This window comes from Enterobacter cloacae complex sp. IR53041 (assembly GCF_049238285.1).
Taxonomy (GTDB): Bacteria; Pseudomonadota; Gammaproteobacteria; order Enterobacterales; family Enterobacteriaceae; genus Enterobacter; species Enterobacter roggenkampii.
Window position 1 is genome coordinate 253,696 of record NZ_JBMKHB010000002.1, and the last position, 15,645, is coordinate 269,340.

Below are 15,645 nucleotides of genomic sequence, written 5' to 3' on the forward strand. Positions count from 1 at the left end.
TACTTTGCGCAGAAACAATATAAGGAGTGATTAATAATGGATGGGGTGAATGTATTTTGTAATTATATTTGTGAGAGTGATATATATTGTAAATGGATGTGGCCCGAGGACCACAACCACTTTTAATTAACGTGGAGAAACGGTCACCTGGCTTCCGTTGCTTGCCAGCACAACGCGCTGACCTGCGGAGAAGCGGGTGCTGCCTTGTTTCTGAACAACCATAATGGTGCTGCCGTCGTCTTTACGAATTTCCAGCTCGACGCCCTGGGTTTTATTCATCGCACCCTGAACACCCTGGCCTGCTACACCACCGGCCACTGCGCCTGCGGCTGTTGCCAGAGAACGGCCCGTACCGCCGCCGACGGTATTACCCAGGAAACCACCCAGAACGGCACCGCCGATGGCGCCCATCACGTTGTTTTCATCACCACCCTGAATCTGTACAGGGCGTGCGTTAACAACGGTACCGTAAGTCACGTTCTGAACCTGTTTCGCTTCAGAAGCGCTATAAACGTCGCCAGAAAGTGAACTGTCATTCACACAGCCAGCCAGAGTTAAACCAATCAGCGAAACGCCCAGTACACGTAAAATCATTTGAATCTCCTGTTCACCAAAAACGCCCGATGGGGGGCATCCGTTATGGCTAAATTATATGGCATAAGGGGCCATCGTTCATATCTTTGCACTAACAATAGGAAAATTGTACTTGAATTTGACTTAACGAGACATAAACAGGATCCGCCCACGCTACCCGTCTGACATTGTTAAAAAATATTATTGCCGGATGGCAAAGCGACGCCGTTTATGGTTGAGTGGATATCCTTAGCCCACGCAACGTAAGGAAAGCGCATGAAATCGGGTCGCTACATTGGTGTGATGTCAGGCACCAGTCTGGATGGGGTAGATGTCGTTCTGGCTGCCATTGATGAGAACATGGTGGCGCAGCAGGCGAGCCTGACCTGGCCAATCCCCATTTCACTGAAAGAGGATATTCTCAGTATCTGTCAGGGGCAGCAGCTGACCCTTTCGCAGCTTGGACAGCTGGATGTTCGCCTGGGGGCGCTGTTTGCGGATGCGGTGCAGGCTTTGATGCAAAAAGAACATCTTCGTCCGCAGGATGTGGTGGCCATCGGGTGTCACGGACAAACGGTCTGGCATGAACCCATCGGCGATGCCCCGCACACCCTGCAAATCGGCGATAACAACCAGATTGTGGCGAAGACGGGCGTCACGGTGGTCGGCGATTTCCGTCGTCGCGATATTGCTCTTGGCGGACAGGGCGCACCGCTGGTGCCCGCGTTTCATCAGGCACTACTGGCGCACCCTTCAGAACGGCGCATGGTGCTCAACATTGGTGGGATCGCCAATCTGTCGATGCTTATTCCGGGGCAGCCGGTCCGCGGCTACGATACCGGCCCGGGCAATATGTTAATGGATGCCTGGATCTGGCGTCAGTGCGGGCAACCGTATGATAAAAACGCGGAGTGGGCGAGTGAGGGTAAGGTGATTCTCCCGCTGCTGCAGTCCATGCTGAGCGATCCTTATTTTGCCTTACCGGCACCGAAAAGCACGGGGCGTGAATACTTCAACTTTGGCTGGCTTGAGCGCCAGCTGGCGTCATTCCCGGCGCTCGCGCCGCAGGATGTTCAGGCGACGCTTGCCGAGCTTACGGCCGTGTCGATTTCCGAACAGGTGCTCCTCAGTGGCGGATGTGAACGCCTGCTGGTGTGCGGCGGGGGAAGCCGTAACCCGCTGGTGATGGCGCGTCTTGCCGGGCTGCTGCCGGGCACCGAAGTGTCGACGACCGATGAGGCCGGCATCAGCGGTGATGATATGGAGGCGCTGGCCTTCGCCTGGCTTGCCTGGCGCACCGTTGCCGGGCTGCCGGGCAATTTACCGTCGGTCACCGGCGCGCGCGAGGCGAGCGTCCTTGGGGCGATTTTCCCGGCAAATCCGCGTCATAATCAGAGTTAACTGAAATTCAGCGCGGCGCGTCGTCGTTAAAATGGAACGAAACAGGGGGGCAGTCATGCCCTCCAGGACCAGGAAAGTCTTCGGAATACGCCCATGAAAAAACTTCTTCTTATTGCCGCCCCTTTGTTGCTGTCAGGATGCAGCGTCTACAACCAGCTCCTTGAGCGCATGCAGACCGATACGCTTGAGTATCGCTGCGACGAAAAACCGCTGACCGTGAAGCTGAACAATCCGCGCCAGGAAGCCAGTTTTGTTTACAACAATAAATTGCTGACGCTGAAGCAGGGCATTTCGGCCTCGGGCGCACGCTACACCGACGGTATCTATGTCTTCTGGTCGAAAGGCGACAGCGCCACGGTCTACAAACGCGACCGTATTGTGCTGAACAATTGCCAGCTCGAAAATCCGAAGCGTTGAGATTTTTACAGGGGCGGCGCACAATAGCGCCACCCACTCTCAATGTCAGCTAACGCCATGTCAGATAACGACGAACTGCAGCAAATTGCGCATCTGCGCCGTGAATACACCAAAGGCGGCCTGCGTCGCCAGGATCTTCCCGCTGAACCCCTCGTGCTTTTTGAACGCTGGCTGAAACAGGCCTGCGAAGCGAAACTTGCCGACCCAACGGCGATGGTTGTCGCAACGGTAGATGAAAACGGTCAACCGTATCAGCGTATCGTATTGCTCAAGCATTATGACGAGAAAGGGCTGGTGTTCTATACCAACCTTGGCAGCCGCAAAGCGCACCATCTGGAAAACAATCCGCGTATCAGCCTGCTGTTCCCGTGGCACATGCTGGAACGCCAGGTCATGGTGACCGGCAAAGCGGAACGTCTCTCGACGCTGGAAGTGGTGAAGTATTTCCACAGTCGTCCGCGTGACAGCCAGATTGGCGCCTGGGTATCAAAACAGTCCAGCCGCATTTCCGCCCGCGGCGTGCTGGAAAGTAAATTCCTCGAGCTGAAGCAGAAGTTCCAGCAGGGTGAAATCCCGCTGCCGAGCTTCTGGGGTGGTTTCCGCATCCCGATTGAGCAAATCGAGTTCTGGCAGGGTGGCGAACATCGCCTGCACGACCGCTTTTTATACCAGCGCGAGAATGGCGGCTGGAAAATCGACAGACTGGCGCCGTAATCCCCGAAATTTGTTGATTTAAGCGCTAGCGCACACCGCGCTTGCGCTTTATTCTATGGTCCTTTCGCATCAGGCGAAAAGTCGTGTACCGGCAAAGGTGCAGTCGTTTATACATGGAGAATTTGATGGCAAGCAGTAACTTGATTAAACAATTGCAAGAGCGGGGCCTCGTGGCCCAGGTGACGGACGAGGAAGCGTTAGCAGAGCGACTGGCGCAAGGCCCGATCGCGCTCTATTGCGGCTTCGATCCCACCGCTGACAGCTTGCATTTGGGGCATCTTGTTCCATTGTTATGCCTGAAACGCTTCCAGATGGCGGGCCATAAGCCTGTTGCCCTGGTGGGCGGCGCGACCGGTCTGATTGGTGACCCAAGCTTCAAAGCCGCTGAGCGTAAACTGAACACCGAAGATACCGTGCAGGAGTGGGTCGATAAGATCCGCAAACAGGTTGCACCGTTCCTCGACTTCAACTGTGGCGATAACGCCGCGATTGCCGCGAACAACTACGACTGGTTTGGCAGCATGAACGTGCTGACCTTCCTGCGTGACATCGGCAAGCACTTCTCTGTTAACCAGATGATTAACAAAGAGGCCGTGAAGCAGCGTCTGAACCGTGACGACCAGGGTATCTCCTTTACCGAGTTCTCCTACAACCTGCTGCAGGGGTATGACTTTGCCTGCCTGAACAAACTGCACGGTGTTTCCCTGCAGATTGGCGGTTCTGACCAGTGGGGTAACATCACCTCCGGTATCGACCTGACCCGTCGCCTGCACCAGAATCAGGTCTTTGGTCTGACCGTTCCGCTGATCACTAAAGCAGACGGCACCAAATTCGGTAAGACGGAAGGCGGTGCGGTATGGCTCGATCCGAAGAAAACCAGCCCGTACAAATTCTACCAGTTCTGGATCAACACGGCGGATGCCGATGTTTATCGCTTCCTGAAGTTCTTCACCTTTATGGATATTGAAGACATCAATGCGCTGGAAGAAGAAGACAAGAACAGCGGTAAAGCGCCACGCGCGCAGTACGTGCTGGCAGATGAAGTGACCAAACTGGTTCACGGTGAAGAAGGTCTGGCCGCGGCAAAACGCATTACTGCAAGCCTGTTCAACGGTACCCTGAGCGATCTGAGCGAAGCGGACTTCGAACAGCTGGCGCAGGACGGCGTGCCAATGGTTGAGATGGAGAAAGGGGCTGACCTGATGCAGGCGCTGGTGGATTCTGAGCTGCAGCCTTCCCGCGGTCAGGCGCGTAAAACCATCGCCTCAAACGCGATCACCATCAACGGTGAAAAGCAGGCTGACCCGGAATACACCTTTGTTGATGGCGACCGTCTGTATGGCCGCTACACCCTGCTGCGTCGCGGTAAGAAAAACTACTGCCTTGTCTGCTGGAAATAATTAACAGTCTCGAGGGGCGTGGGAAACCACGCCCCTTTTGTTTTTTCAGGGTTTGGTAAGCATAAAATGAAGAACATCCTCGCCATTCAGTCCCACGTTGTTTTTGGACATGCTGGCAACAGCGCTGCGGAATTCCCGATGCGCCGCCTCGGCGTCAACGTCTGGCCCCTCAATACCGTTCAGTTCTCTAACCACACGCAGTATGGCAAATGGGCCGGCTGCGTAATGCCGCCTTCACACCTCACCGAGGTGGTGCAGGGCATTGCCGATATCGACCAGCTCAAGCGCTGTGACGCCGTATTGAGCGGTTATCTTGGTTCAGCGGAGCAGGGGGAGCATATCCTCGGCATCGTGCGTCAGGTAAAGGCTGCCAACCCGTCGGCAAAATACTTCTGCGACCCCGTTATGGGCCATCCGGAGAAAGGCTGTATTGTGGCGCCAGGCGTGGCAGAATTCCACGTTCGCCATGCGCTGCCCGCCAGCGATATCATTGCGCCAAACCTGGTCGAACTGGAAATTCTCTGCGAGCATCCGGTTAACAGCGTAGAAGAGGCCGTAAGCGCGTCACGCGAGCTGATCGCGCAGGGGCCTGAAGTTGTGCTGGTAAAACACCTCGCGCGCGCAGGGCTAAGCCAGGATCGCTTTGAGATGCTGCTGGTGACGAAAGAGGATGCCTGGCATATCAGCCGCCCGCTGGTGGATTTTGGCCCGCGTCAGCCGGTGGGCGTGGGCGATGTGACCAGCGGGCTGCTGCTGGTGAAACTGCTTCAGGGTGCAACGGTGAGGGACGCGCTGGAGCACGTTACGGCAGCGGTGTACGAAATTATGATTGCGACGAAAGAGATGCAGGAATATGAACTGCAGGTGGTTGCGGCTCAGGATCGTATCGCGAAGCCGGAGCACTATTTCAGCGCAACCCAGCTTTAAACGATGCCGGGTGGCGCTGCGCTTACCCGGCCTACAAAACCCGTAGGCCCGTGCCAGCGCAGCGCCGCCGGCGATATTAGTTAAGACCTTCCGCTTTCAGCGCTGCAGCCACCGCAGGACGTTCAGCCACGCGTTTCATATACGATGCAATGTGGTCTAACCCTTCCAGATTCAGCTTAACCGCACGTGCCCAGCGCAGCACGGTGAAAAGGTACGCATCAGCGATCGTGAAGCGCGAGCCGCCAATCCACTGTTCGTCTTTCAGCGATTCGTTAACGTACTGCAGCTTTTTCTCCAGCAGGGCGCGCAGGGTCGGCTTAAACTCTTCCGGCGTATCCGGGCGGAACAGCGGCGTAAAGCCTTTGTGCAGCTCGGTGGCAATGTAGTTCAGCCATTCCAGCGTTTTATAGCGAGAAATCGTACTGACCGGGGCCAGCAGCTGGCGATCGGGCACGCTATCGGCCAGGAACTGCATAATCGCCACGCCTTCGGTCAGCAGGGTACCGTCATCCAGCAGGAGCGCCGGAACCTGTCCTTTCGGGTTAATGGCAAGAAAGTCATCGCCGTTTTCAAGACGTTTTTTCATCAGATCAACGCCATCCAGCGTGAAATCTTTGCCACTCTCGCGCAGGGTGATATGGGAAGCAAGAGAGCACGCGCCCGGTTTGTAGAACAGTTTCATCGGTAACTCCTTTTCGCTGAGGTTTCAGCTATGTTAGTGCGCAAACGGATAAAAAAAAAGCCGCTAATCAATTAGCGGCTTCTGGTCAGTCGTTTCTCACGGATTTCACGCAGTAGCGGTTTTGGTCGCCTTAGCGGTCTTGTCGTCGTCCTGAGTCATGCGATTCAGTTTCGGTGCGGTCAGCAGCATCAGAGCGGCAATAACGGCAGTCGCGATACCAATCTGCATGAACACGGTACCGTAGACGTTCAGGGAAACCAGTGGGTCAGTGACGTTTTCCGGCACGGCCATCAGGTTCGCAATCTTACCGGCGATAATGGCTGCACCGGCAGTGGTCAGGAACCAGCTACCCATAATGAAGCCCATCAGACGCTGCGGAACCAGCTGTGCAACCATTGCCAGACCCAGACCAGAGATCATCAGTTCGCCGATAGACTGCAGCGCGTAGCTCAGGATCAGCCAGTTAACGGATACGATACCGGCGTCGGTAGCAAATTTGGTACCCAGCGGCAGCACCAGGAACGCGCCGGAACACAGCACCATACCGATAGCAAACTTGTGCGGCATTGGCAGACGGTCGCCCATCTTGTTATAGATCGCGGCCAGAATCGGGCTACCAATCATGATCCAGAACGGGTTCAGTGCCTGATACTGCTCCGGTTCGAACGCGATGCCCAGAATAGAGTGCTCAACGTTACGAATGGCGAAGAAGTTCAGAGAGGTTGGCATCTGGCTGTACAGCACGAAGAAGATAATCGCTTCCAGCATCAGAATGAAGGCCACGATCATCTTACGACGGGCAGCACCCTGCATAGCGAATGCTTCTTTCGCGAAGATAACCACGATACCCAGCGCCACAACGCCCAGAACGGCACGTGCGATACCCTGGTTGTGCAGCAGCCAGGTAGCGATGGCCGCCAGGACCACAACGCCTACGATGGTCGCCAGCAGTTTGCCCATATGCACAGGCTCGAAGTCTGGTTTTGAACCGTAGTTTTTAACCCAGCTGCGGCAGAACAGGAAGTTCACCACGGTGATCAGCATACCGACGAAGCTCAGCGCAAACGCCACGCTCCAGCCGAATTTCGCTGCGAGCCATGGAGTTGCCAGCATCGAGAAGAACGAACCGATGTTGATGGACATGTAGTACATGGTAAATGCACCGTCCAGACGCGGGTCATCTTTGCTGTAGCAGGTAGAGAGCAGGGAAGACGGGTTCGCTTTGAACAGACCGTTACCCACGGCGATCGTGGCCATGCCCATATACACGACAGCGGCATCATGCCCTGACCATGCTACCAGTCCATAGCCAATCGCCAGAACAATGGCGCCCAGCATGATGACACGTTTAGTTCCGAGGACTTTATCGCCCAGCCAGCCGCCGATAGCGACCAGACCGTACACCAGAGCACTGAAGGAGGAGAACAGCGTGATGGAATCGGCTTCGGACATACCCAGCTGTTTCACCAGGTAAACCGCCATGATCCCTTGCAGGCCGTAGTAACCAAAACGCTCCCATAACTCAATAGAGAAGATGAGATAGAACGCTTTAGGTTGTTTAAAAGCGTTCAGACTCACGCTTTCATCTGTTGGTTTATTGTTTGCAGTCGACACATATACCTCTTTTTTTACATCCCATATTAACGGGGGTGTTCATAGCGTGATGGCCGTAGTCCATACGCCTTATAGTTATATTGGGAGGAGAAACGGCGGGTAATGTTCACTATCCTGCCCCATCTGGCAATACGTTTGTAATAATCTGTTACATATATCCTGAGTGGTATAATCGTCGGTTCATGCAAATGTTATTCAGCGTTAAATTTCATACGCTGAGTAAAGGTAGTTTTTTCGACTGGTAATCACCGGTCAGTACGGGCAGTTGGCGATATGTTCTGCTATTTGCCGCTTGTGGCAGTGATATAGCCCATATTCTGAAAAATAGCTGGTCTTATCGTCGGCAAAGAAAGAGGAGTGTCTTGTCAGATAAAGGGTTTAGGTCGATTTTGACAACAAAAATACAACATGAAGTTATCAGGGTGATCGCGATCACAGATGTATAGAAATTTTCGGCTATGAAAAAAGTATTAACCTGTTTCAGCGTTAAAGAGCCGAATAAGTGACAGGTGAGGCGAAACGAAAGGCGGACAAATAACGGTCAAAAGAAGAGCGTTTGAAAGCCCTTCTTTAGTCAGGGGATTGAGATGCCTCAGGGGTACACTTTTTCTTTGTATTCGCAGAGATCTTCAATAATGCAGGAGCCGCAGCGAGGCTTACGGGCAATACATGTGTAACGACCGTGCAGAATCAGCCAGTGATGGCAATCAACCTTAAATTCTGCCGGAACCACTTTCAGCAGCTTCTCTTCGACCTGCTCGACATTTTTTCCCGGCGCGAAGTTGGTCCGGTTAGACACGCGAAAGATATGCGTATCGACGGCGATAGTGGGCCAGCCAAACGCGGTATTGAGTACTACGTTCGCGGTTTTACGACCCACGCCCGGCAAGGCTTCCAGCGCTGCGCGGTCTTCCGGCACTTCGCCTCCGTGCTGCTCCAGCAGAATTCGGCAGGTCTTGATGACGTTCTCGGCTTTGCTGTTAAACAGGCCGATGGTTTTGATATAGGACTTCACGCCTTCCACGCCCAGCTCCAGCATGGCCTTCGGCGTATTGGCGACCGGATAGAGCAGGGCGGTGGCTTTATTGACGCTCACGTCGGTAGCCTGCGCAGAGAGCAACACGGCGATCAGCAGCTCAAACGGGGAGGTAAAATTCAGCTCCGTCGTCGGGTGCGGGTTCTCGTCCCGCAGACGGGTCAGGATCGCAATGCGCTTTTCTTTATTCATGAGGCCTTCTCGGGTGTCCCTTCCAGAACGCTGCGCTCAGCCGCGCGGCGCTTACGTTTCTCGTCAATCAGGTATTTTATCGCCAGCATCATGCCAAGACCAATAAACGCGCCAGGCGGCAGCATCGCCAGCAGGAATGGCGTATCGGTGTGGAACACTTCAATACGCAGCGCTTTGGCCCAGCCGCCCAGCAGCGCATCAGCGCCGTCGAACAGCGTACCGTTGCCGAGGATCTCGCGCAGCGAGCCCAGCACGAACATGGCGCAGGTGGCACCCATGCCAATAGAAAAACCGTCCAGCGCCGACATGGCCGGACTGTTTTTCACCGCAAAGGCTTCCGCACGCCCGACCACGATACAGTTGGTGACGATAAGGGGAATGAAGATCCCGAGCGACTGGTACAGACCGAACGCGTAGGCGTTAATCAGCATCTGAACAATACTGACCACCGACGCAATGATCATGACGTAAATAGGAATACGAATTTCCGACGGCGTCCAGCGGCGCAGGGCAGAGATGGAGAGGTTGGTCAGGGTCAATACCAGCGTGGTTGCCAGACCCAGACCGAGCGCGTTGGTGGCGGTGGATGTCACCGCCAGCAGTGGGCACATCCCCAGAAGCTGAACCAGCGCGGAGTTGTTTTTCCACAACCCCTGGACAATAACCTCTTTAACCTGGCTCATGATTACTCCTCACAGGCCGGAAGATTGTTGATTTGCGCGGGCAGCGTTTCAGCGTACAGCCCGGCTCGTTTTACGGCATTCACCACCGCACGTGGGGTGATGGTCGCCCCGGTGAACTGGTCGAACTCGCCGCCATCTTTCTTCACCGCAAACGCGGTGTCATCTTCACCATGGATCACTTTACCGGCAAAGTGCAAAATCCAGTCGCTCAGACGGGTTTCAATTTTATCGCCAAGACCCGGCGTTTCATGGTGTTCCGTCACGCGGGTGCCCAGTATGGTGCCGGAGAAATCACTGCCCACGAGGAGCTGAATGGCACCGGAATAGCCGTCAGGCGCCGTCGCTTCCATCACCGCGCCGACCGGTTTATCCCCTTTGCGGGCAATAAAGAGGCGGTGCGGGCCTTTCCCAAGCTGCGGCGCGTCTACCACAAAGCAGCTTTTTTGCAGGTCGTTATCGTAGAAGTCGGACGGGATCACCTGATCGAACAGGGCCTTTTGCTGCTTCGAGGCCTGCTCTTCGATGGTCGTTTTGGTCAGCGCATTTACTAGCGCCGTCAGCCCTGTCAGGACCGCGGCGAAGACAGCCAGCGTGACGCCGTGTTTTTGCATCGTTTTGAACATGGCGAGACCCTTAGCGATGACCGTACACGCGCGGACGCGTGTAATAGTCGATGAGCGGAACGGTAATGTTGGCAAGCAGGACGGCAAAAGCCACACCGTCCGGGTACCCGCCAAAGCTGCGGATGAGCCAGACCAGCAGGCCTGCCAGCGCGCCGAAGATCAGGCGCCCGCGGTTAGTCGTTGAGGCCGTCACCGGATCCGTCAGGATAAAGAAGGCACCCAGCATGGTCGCCCCGGAGAGCAGGTGCAGCTGCGGGCTGGCCAGTGATTCAGGAGAGAATACCCAGCCCAGCGTGGCGCAGACCGCCAGCGTCACGAGGAAGCTGACCGGAATATGCCAGCGGATGGCTTTCTGCTGCAGCAGGAACAGGCCGCCCAGCAGATACGCCAGGTTGACCCACTGCCAGCCGGCACCCGCCAGTACGCCGCTGTAGATGGCGGATTTCATGATCTGCTCAACGCTGTGTCCGGCATGCAGGGACGTTTTAAAGGTATCAAGCGGCGTCGCCTGGCTGATCCCGTCCACGCCCATGCGCAGCGCGTTCATATCGGCACCGAGCGCCGTATGGCCGGTAAAGATCACGTGCAGAGCATCCATGAAGCCCGGAACCGTGGCCGCAATCTCGTGCGGTGGCAGCCAGCTGGTCATCTGTACCGGGAAGGAGATCAGCAGCACCACGTAGCCAATCATCGCCGGGTTAAACGGGTTATGGCCCAGTCCACCATACAGCTGTTTGGCAATGATCACCGCAAACACGGTGCCGAGGACCACCATCCACCATGGAGCAAACGGCGGGATACTGATCGCCAGCAGCAGCCCGGTCAGCAGCGCGGAGTTATCAGCCAGAATGCGGGAGACCGCCGCCTTGCGCAGCTTAAGGACAAGGGCTTCCGCCGCTAAGGCGCTGGCACAGCCCAGGATTATCTGGAACAGGGTTCCCCAGCCGAAAAACCAGCACTGAACGGCAATGCCCGGCAGCGCCGCCAGGCAGACCAGCATCATGATGCGCGATGTCTGGCGCTGATTGTGGGTGTAAGGGGAGCTTGCGATTCTGAAAACCATTTAATCCTCGTTAACTGCTTGCTGTGCGGCTTTCTTTGCCTGAACGCGCGCAATGGCGGCGGCGACGGCGGCTTTGCGCGGGTCATCGTTGGCGGCCTGCGGCTGCTCATCCTGCTGCGCCGCTTTGCGGGCTTTAGCGCGGGCAATCGCCGCTTCAACGGCGGCTTTACGCGGATCGACCGGCGCGTCGGGTTCTGCGGTTGGCGTCTGCTGCGCCGCTTTGCGGGCTTTAGCACGGGCAATCGCTGCCTCTACGGCCGCTTTGCGAGGGTCGACCGCTTCCTGCTCAACCACCACGCTTTGCTCACCGGCTTTGCGGGCTTTAGCGCGGGCTATCGCCGCCTCAACGGCGGCTTTACGCGGGTCGATCTCCGTCTCTGCCTGGACCGTTTGCGCTTTTTCAGCCTGACGGGCGCGAGCCTGAGCTTTACGCGCTTCACGCGCCGCAATGGCTTCGCTGTTGTCCGGCTTCTCGCCAGCCGGGATCACCACAGGCTGCGCCGCGGTCGCTTTTTTCTCGCGAACGCGGGCCAGTGCGGCATTAATCGCATCCTGATCTTTCTCGCCGGGCTGAACGGCGGCCTGCTTATGGCGCTCCTGACGGGCGATTTTCTCGCGTTCCAGTCGCGCTTGGCGCGCTTCAAAGCGTGCCTTGGCTTCCGCCGCGCGTTTTTCTTCCATGGAGATGGCATAAATTTCCGCCTTCTCCTGGCGGAAATACTGCACCAGAGGAATGTTGCTAGGGCAGACCCAGGCGCAGGCGCCGCATTCGATGCAGTCGGCCAGGTTATGGGCTGTCGCCTTGTCGTGCAGCTGGCCTTTGCTGTACCAGTACAGCTGCTGTGGAAGCAGATCCGCCGGGCAGGCGTCGGCACAGGCGCTGCAGCGAATACAGCCTTTTTCTTCCTGCTCTTCACCCATCTCGGTCGGGGAAGGGGCGAGCAGGCAGTTGGTGATTTTGACTACCGGCACATCGAGCCACGGCAGAGTAAAGCCCATCAGCGGGCCGCCCATGATCACCATCTGGTCGCTGGACGGGCAAAACTCAGCCTGCTCCAGCAGGTGACGCACCGGCGTACCCAGACGCGCCCAGACGTTGCCCGGACGAGAGACCGCTTCCCCGGTCAGCGTTACCACGCGTTCGGTCAGCGGCTCGCCGTCGATCACCGCGCGCTTCACGGCGTACGCGGTCCCGACGTTCTGCATCAGCACGCCGATATCTGAAGAGCGTCCGCCGTGCGGAACCTGCTTACCGGTGAGAATTTGCGTCAGCTGTTTAGCACCGCCAGAGGGGTATTTGGTCGGGATAACGCGCAGGCTAATATCGTGACTGCCTGCCAGCACGGCGCGCAGCATAGAGATAGCCTGCGGTTTATTGTCTTCGATACCGATCAGCACTTCTCGCGGCTGCAGAATGTGCGCGAGGATGCGGATGCCTTCCACCACCTGGGCGGCGCAGTCCTGCATCAGACGATCGTCGGCGGTGATGTACGGTTCGCATTCGGCGGCGTTGATAATCAGCGTCTGAATGTTATCGCCACCGCCGCGCAGCTTGACGCCGGTCGGGAAGCCTGCGCCGCCGAGGCCAGCAACGCCGAACTGATGAATGCGCTCGATAAGCGCCTCGCGGCTGCGGGAGCGGTAGTCGCTCCAGCCATCGCGGTCGATCCAGCGGTCTTCGCCGTCGGCTTCAATAATCACGCTCAGCTCTGAGAGCGCTGACGGATGCGGCACCGTATGAGGCGCGATGGCGACCACCTTACCGGAGGTGGGGGCGTGCACCGGCAGCATACGTCCGCGACCAAAGGTCAGCGGCTGACCGCGAAGAACCGTATCGCCTTCTTTCACGCACAGCTCACCCTCAGCGCCAATGTGCTGCTTGAGCGGCATGACGAAACGGGTCGCCAGCGGTATTTGACGCAGCGGCGTGCCGTTAGACTGGGTTTTCATCTCCGGTGGGTGAATACCGCCGTCAAAGTCCCAAATCTTCTCTTTTCTGAAAGCAGAAAATAACTTAAGCATGTTGTTCCACAGGAATATTGCGAACCGGAATGGTTTGAAGATCCCATTTCCAGCTTTCGGTAGTCGTTTCAACCGGGCGCAGCTCGATACATTGCGTCGGGCAGGGGGCTACGCAGAGGTTACAGCCGGTGCACAGGTCCGCCACCACGGTGTGCATGGCGCGCGTGGCGCCAACAATGGCGTCGACCGGGCAGGCCTGAATACATTTGGTACAGCCGATGCAGTTCGCTTCGTCGATCACGGCCAGCGCGCGGACCGGCTCCTGCACGTCCGCGTCGCCATCAACCGGCTGCGGATCAACGTTAAGCAGGGCGGCAATTTTCAGCATGACTGCTTCGCCGCCGGGGGCGCAGCGGTTAATTTTTTCGCCCTGGATGCCTACCGCTTCAGCGTAAGGGCGGCAGCCCGGGTAGCCACACTGCCCGCACTGGCTTTGCGGCAGAAGCTCATCAATTTTCTCAACAACGGGATCGTCCTCTACCGCGAAACGGCGGGAGGCGTAACCCAGGATAAGGCCAAACACCAACCCCAGGACGCTGATAGAGGCGATGGCAATCCAGATAGCATTCATTACAACTTCACCAGACCACTAAAGCCCATAAAGGCCAGAGACATTAAACCGGCGGTGACCAGCGCAATCGCGTTACCGCGGAAGGGCGCAGGAATATCCGCTGCTGCCAGGCGCTCGCGAATAGAGGCAAACAGCACCATGACCAGAGAGAAACCGACAGCCGCAGAAAAACCATACAGCGCCGATTGCATAAAGTTATGACCCAGGTTGATGTTCAGCAGCGCCACGCCGAGAACGGCGCAGTTAGTGGTGATCAGCGGCAGGAAGATGCCCAGCAGGCGATAGAGCGCCGGGCTGGTTTTGCGCACCACCATTTCGGTAAACTGCACCACCACCGCGATAACCAGAATAAAGGCCAGCGTACGGAGATAGGTTAACCCCAGCGGGATGAGGATCCAGGTATCAATCCACCACGCGCAGATGGACGCCAGCGTCATGACGAAGGTCGTCGCCAGCCCCATACCCATTGCCGTTTCCAGCTTTTTGGAAACGCCCATAAACGGGCACAGGCCAAGGAACTTCACCAGAACGAAGTTGTTAACCAGCACGGTGCCGACAAAGAGCAGTAAGTAATCGGTCATTATTTAGCCTGAAATAAAAAAGCCGCCTATTATCGGACAAACCCAGGCAGGCGACAACAGGTTATCTGTAGGGTTATTACGGGTTCACGAAGGTGTTTTTCACCCGCGTCGAACGCTTGAAGTAGGGCACCAGCAGCGCCGCGGCCAGTAACGGGAAAAGCAGCTGACGAACGGCCAGCGCGTCTGAAACGGGCGAAAAAGCAAACGCCTTCACCGCCAGCAGGACCGAAACCAGCAGCCAGATAATGTAGTGCTTAGGCACATTCTTACGGCGCTTAAAGAAGGCGATGGTCAGCCACAGCGTGTAGTACCACATCCCGATCGCGAAAACGAACGACACAAACCACAAAGCAATATTAAGCACGCTTTGCGACAACAGGGTCTGAATGGCGTGAGGGGTAATCAGTGCGGTGGTATAAAGCAGCAGCGCAAGTGATGCGCTTAATAAGGCAACCAGCAGCCATGCCAGTGGGGCGATTAACCAGCCTCCAATGCGTTCTCCAGGCGTTGCGGTCATGAACTCTCCCATAATCTGCGCGAAATGTTGTACAGCCAGTTGGCAGGGCGGAGAGTATATAACATTTCGCGCGGATGGCTACTTTCTTATAAAACGTAACGCCATACTGACTTTGGCACTTCGCCGACGTTGAACAAACGGCCACCGGAGACCAGCTCCGCACGGCGATGGTCAGCGGCGCGATACATATTAATGATTTCCTGATTATCCGACAGGGTGTAGTTCAGATGGTCAAACAGTTTTTCCAGGCTCTCAAGCGAATTGATCTTGCGAAATTTTAATAAATAGTCCTGAACTGTCATATTAATAAGTTTCCATATAAAAGTGAGTAATACCAGTTAAGGTAATTCGTTCGAATAATAAACGGATTAATAAAGACGTAAACAGCCCACTCAGGTAACGCGACGAAATTAGGAGTTTTCTTTGCTGAAATTCAGGCATCAGACGATGCCTGGAAGAGAAGGTTAACCGTGTTCACCAGGGCTGGCAATAAGTAACTGACATATTATGTCACTCTTTATTGCAGTAACCGGTTAGGTAATGGTGCCAACTTACTGATTTAGTGTATGATGGTGTTTTTGAGGTGCGCCAGTGGCTTCTGTTTCTATCAGCTGTCCCTCCTGTTCAGC

17 protein-coding genes are annotated in these 15,645 nt (G+C 56.0%); 5 read left to right on the forward strand and 12 right to left on the reverse strand.

Annotation, left to right across the window (positions count from 1 at the left end):
* Positions 1–126: 126 nt before the first annotated feature.
* Positions 127–594: an outer membrane lipoprotein SlyB gene (slyB, locus tag ACOTXF_RS02740; protein WP_008500578.1), complete on the reverse strand. Its 468-nt coding sequence runs from the start codon at positions 592–594 to the stop codon at positions 127–129.
* Positions 595–849: 255 nt separating this feature from the next.
* Between slyB and anmK the strand changes: the two genes are divergently transcribed.
* From anmK to pdxY, 5 genes are all read left to right on the forward strand, one after another.
* The gene (gene anmK, locus ACOTXF_RS02745) at positions 850–1,974 is read left to right on the forward strand and encodes an anhydro-N-acetylmuramic acid kinase (protein ID WP_023343975.1); all 1,125 of its coding nucleotides are present in this window, start codon (positions 850–852) and stop codon (positions 1,972–1,974) included.
* A 93-nt stretch (positions 1,975–2,067) separates the two neighbouring features.
* Complete coding sequence (gene mliC / locus ACOTXF_RS02750; RefSeq protein WP_047747478.1) at positions 2,068–2,391, forward strand: C-type lysozyme inhibitor; 324 nt, start codon at positions 2,068–2,070, stop codon at positions 2,389–2,391.
* A gap of 57 nt (positions 2,392–2,448) precedes the next feature.
* On the forward strand, positions 2,449–3,105 hold the full coding sequence (pdxH, locus tag ACOTXF_RS02755) for a pyridoxamine 5'-phosphate oxidase (protein ID WP_008500575.1): 657 nt from the start codon (positions 2,449–2,451) through the stop codon (positions 3,103–3,105).
* Positions 3,106–3,230: 125 nt separating this feature from the next.
* A complete protein-coding gene (tyrS, locus tag ACOTXF_RS02760) occupies positions 3,231–4,505 on the forward strand; it encodes a tyrosine--tRNA ligase (RefSeq protein WP_008500574.1) in 1,275 nt (424 codons plus the stop codon).
* 66 nt (positions 4,506–4,571) lie between these two features.
* The gene (gene pdxY, locus ACOTXF_RS02765; protein ID WP_023327213.1) at positions 4,572–5,432 is read left to right on the forward strand and encodes a pyridoxal kinase PdxY; all 861 of its coding nucleotides are present in this window, start codon (positions 4,572–4,574) and stop codon (positions 5,430–5,432) included.
* Between the two features lie 76 nt (positions 5,433–5,508).
* On the opposite strand, the gene gstA is transcribed toward pdxY, so the two are convergent.
* From gstA to ydgT, 11 genes are all read right to left on the reverse strand, one after another.
* On the reverse strand, positions 5,509–6,114 hold the full coding sequence (gene gstA / locus ACOTXF_RS02770) for a glutathione transferase GstA (RefSeq protein ID WP_008500572.1): 606 nt from the start codon (positions 6,112–6,114) through the stop codon (positions 5,509–5,511).
* A gap of 105 nt (positions 6,115–6,219) precedes the next feature.
* Positions 6,220–7,728, reverse strand: coding sequence for a dipeptide/tripeptide permease DtpA (dtpA, locus tag ACOTXF_RS02775; RefSeq protein WP_008500571.1), 1,509 nt, complete (start codon positions 7,726–7,728; stop codon positions 6,220–6,222).
* A 592-nt stretch (positions 7,729–8,320) separates the two neighbouring features.
* A complete protein-coding gene (gene nth / locus ACOTXF_RS02780; protein ID WP_008500570.1) occupies positions 8,321–8,956 on the reverse strand; it encodes an endonuclease III in 636 nt (211 codons plus the stop codon).
* Positions 8,953–9,639: an electron transport complex subunit E gene (locus ACOTXF_RS02785; RefSeq protein WP_008500569.1), complete on the reverse strand. Its 687-nt coding sequence runs from the start codon at positions 9,637–9,639 to the stop codon at positions 8,953–8,955. The genes nth and ACOTXF_RS02785 overlap by 4 nt, the downstream gene beginning before the upstream one ends.
* Positions 9,640–9,641: 2 nt before the next feature.
* Positions 9,642–10,262 carry an electron transport complex subunit RsxG gene (gene rsxG, locus ACOTXF_RS02790; RefSeq protein WP_023327216.1) on the reverse strand — a complete coding sequence of 207 codons (621 nt, stop codon included), beginning with the start codon at positions 10,260–10,262 and terminating at the stop codon, positions 9,642–9,644.
* 10 nt (positions 10,263–10,272) lie between these two features.
* A complete protein-coding gene (rsxD, locus tag ACOTXF_RS02795) occupies positions 10,273–11,325 on the reverse strand; it encodes an electron transport complex subunit RsxD (protein WP_008500567.1) in 1,053 nt (350 codons plus the stop codon).
* On the reverse strand, positions 11,326–13,347 hold the full coding sequence (rsxC, locus tag ACOTXF_RS02800) for an electron transport complex subunit RsxC (RefSeq protein WP_039266203.1): 2,022 nt from the start codon (positions 13,345–13,347) through the stop codon (positions 11,326–11,328).
* Positions 13,340–13,918 (reverse strand): electron transport complex subunit RsxB, encoded by a 579-nt coding sequence (rsxB, locus tag ACOTXF_RS02805; protein WP_008500565.1) that lies wholly within the window; start codon positions 13,916–13,918, stop codon positions 13,340–13,342. The genes rsxC and rsxB overlap by 8 nt, the downstream gene beginning before the upstream one ends.
* Complete coding sequence (gene rsxA / locus ACOTXF_RS02810; protein ID WP_008500564.1) at positions 13,918–14,499, reverse strand: electron transport complex subunit RsxA; 582 nt, start codon at positions 14,497–14,499, stop codon at positions 13,918–13,920. The genes rsxB and rsxA overlap by 1 nt, the downstream gene beginning before the upstream one ends.
* A gap of 76 nt (positions 14,500–14,575) precedes the next feature.
* Positions 14,576–15,016, reverse strand: a complete 441-nt coding sequence (locus ACOTXF_RS02815; RefSeq protein WP_021241142.1) for a DUF2569 domain-containing protein — start codon at positions 15,014–15,016, stop codon at positions 14,576–14,578.
* An 86-nt stretch (positions 15,017–15,102) separates the two neighbouring features.
* On the reverse strand, positions 15,103–15,318 hold the full coding sequence (gene ydgT, locus ACOTXF_RS02820; RefSeq protein WP_006174966.1) for a transcription modulator YdgT: 216 nt from the start codon (positions 15,316–15,318) through the stop codon (positions 15,103–15,105).
* Positions 15,319–15,645: the final 327 nt, after the last annotated feature.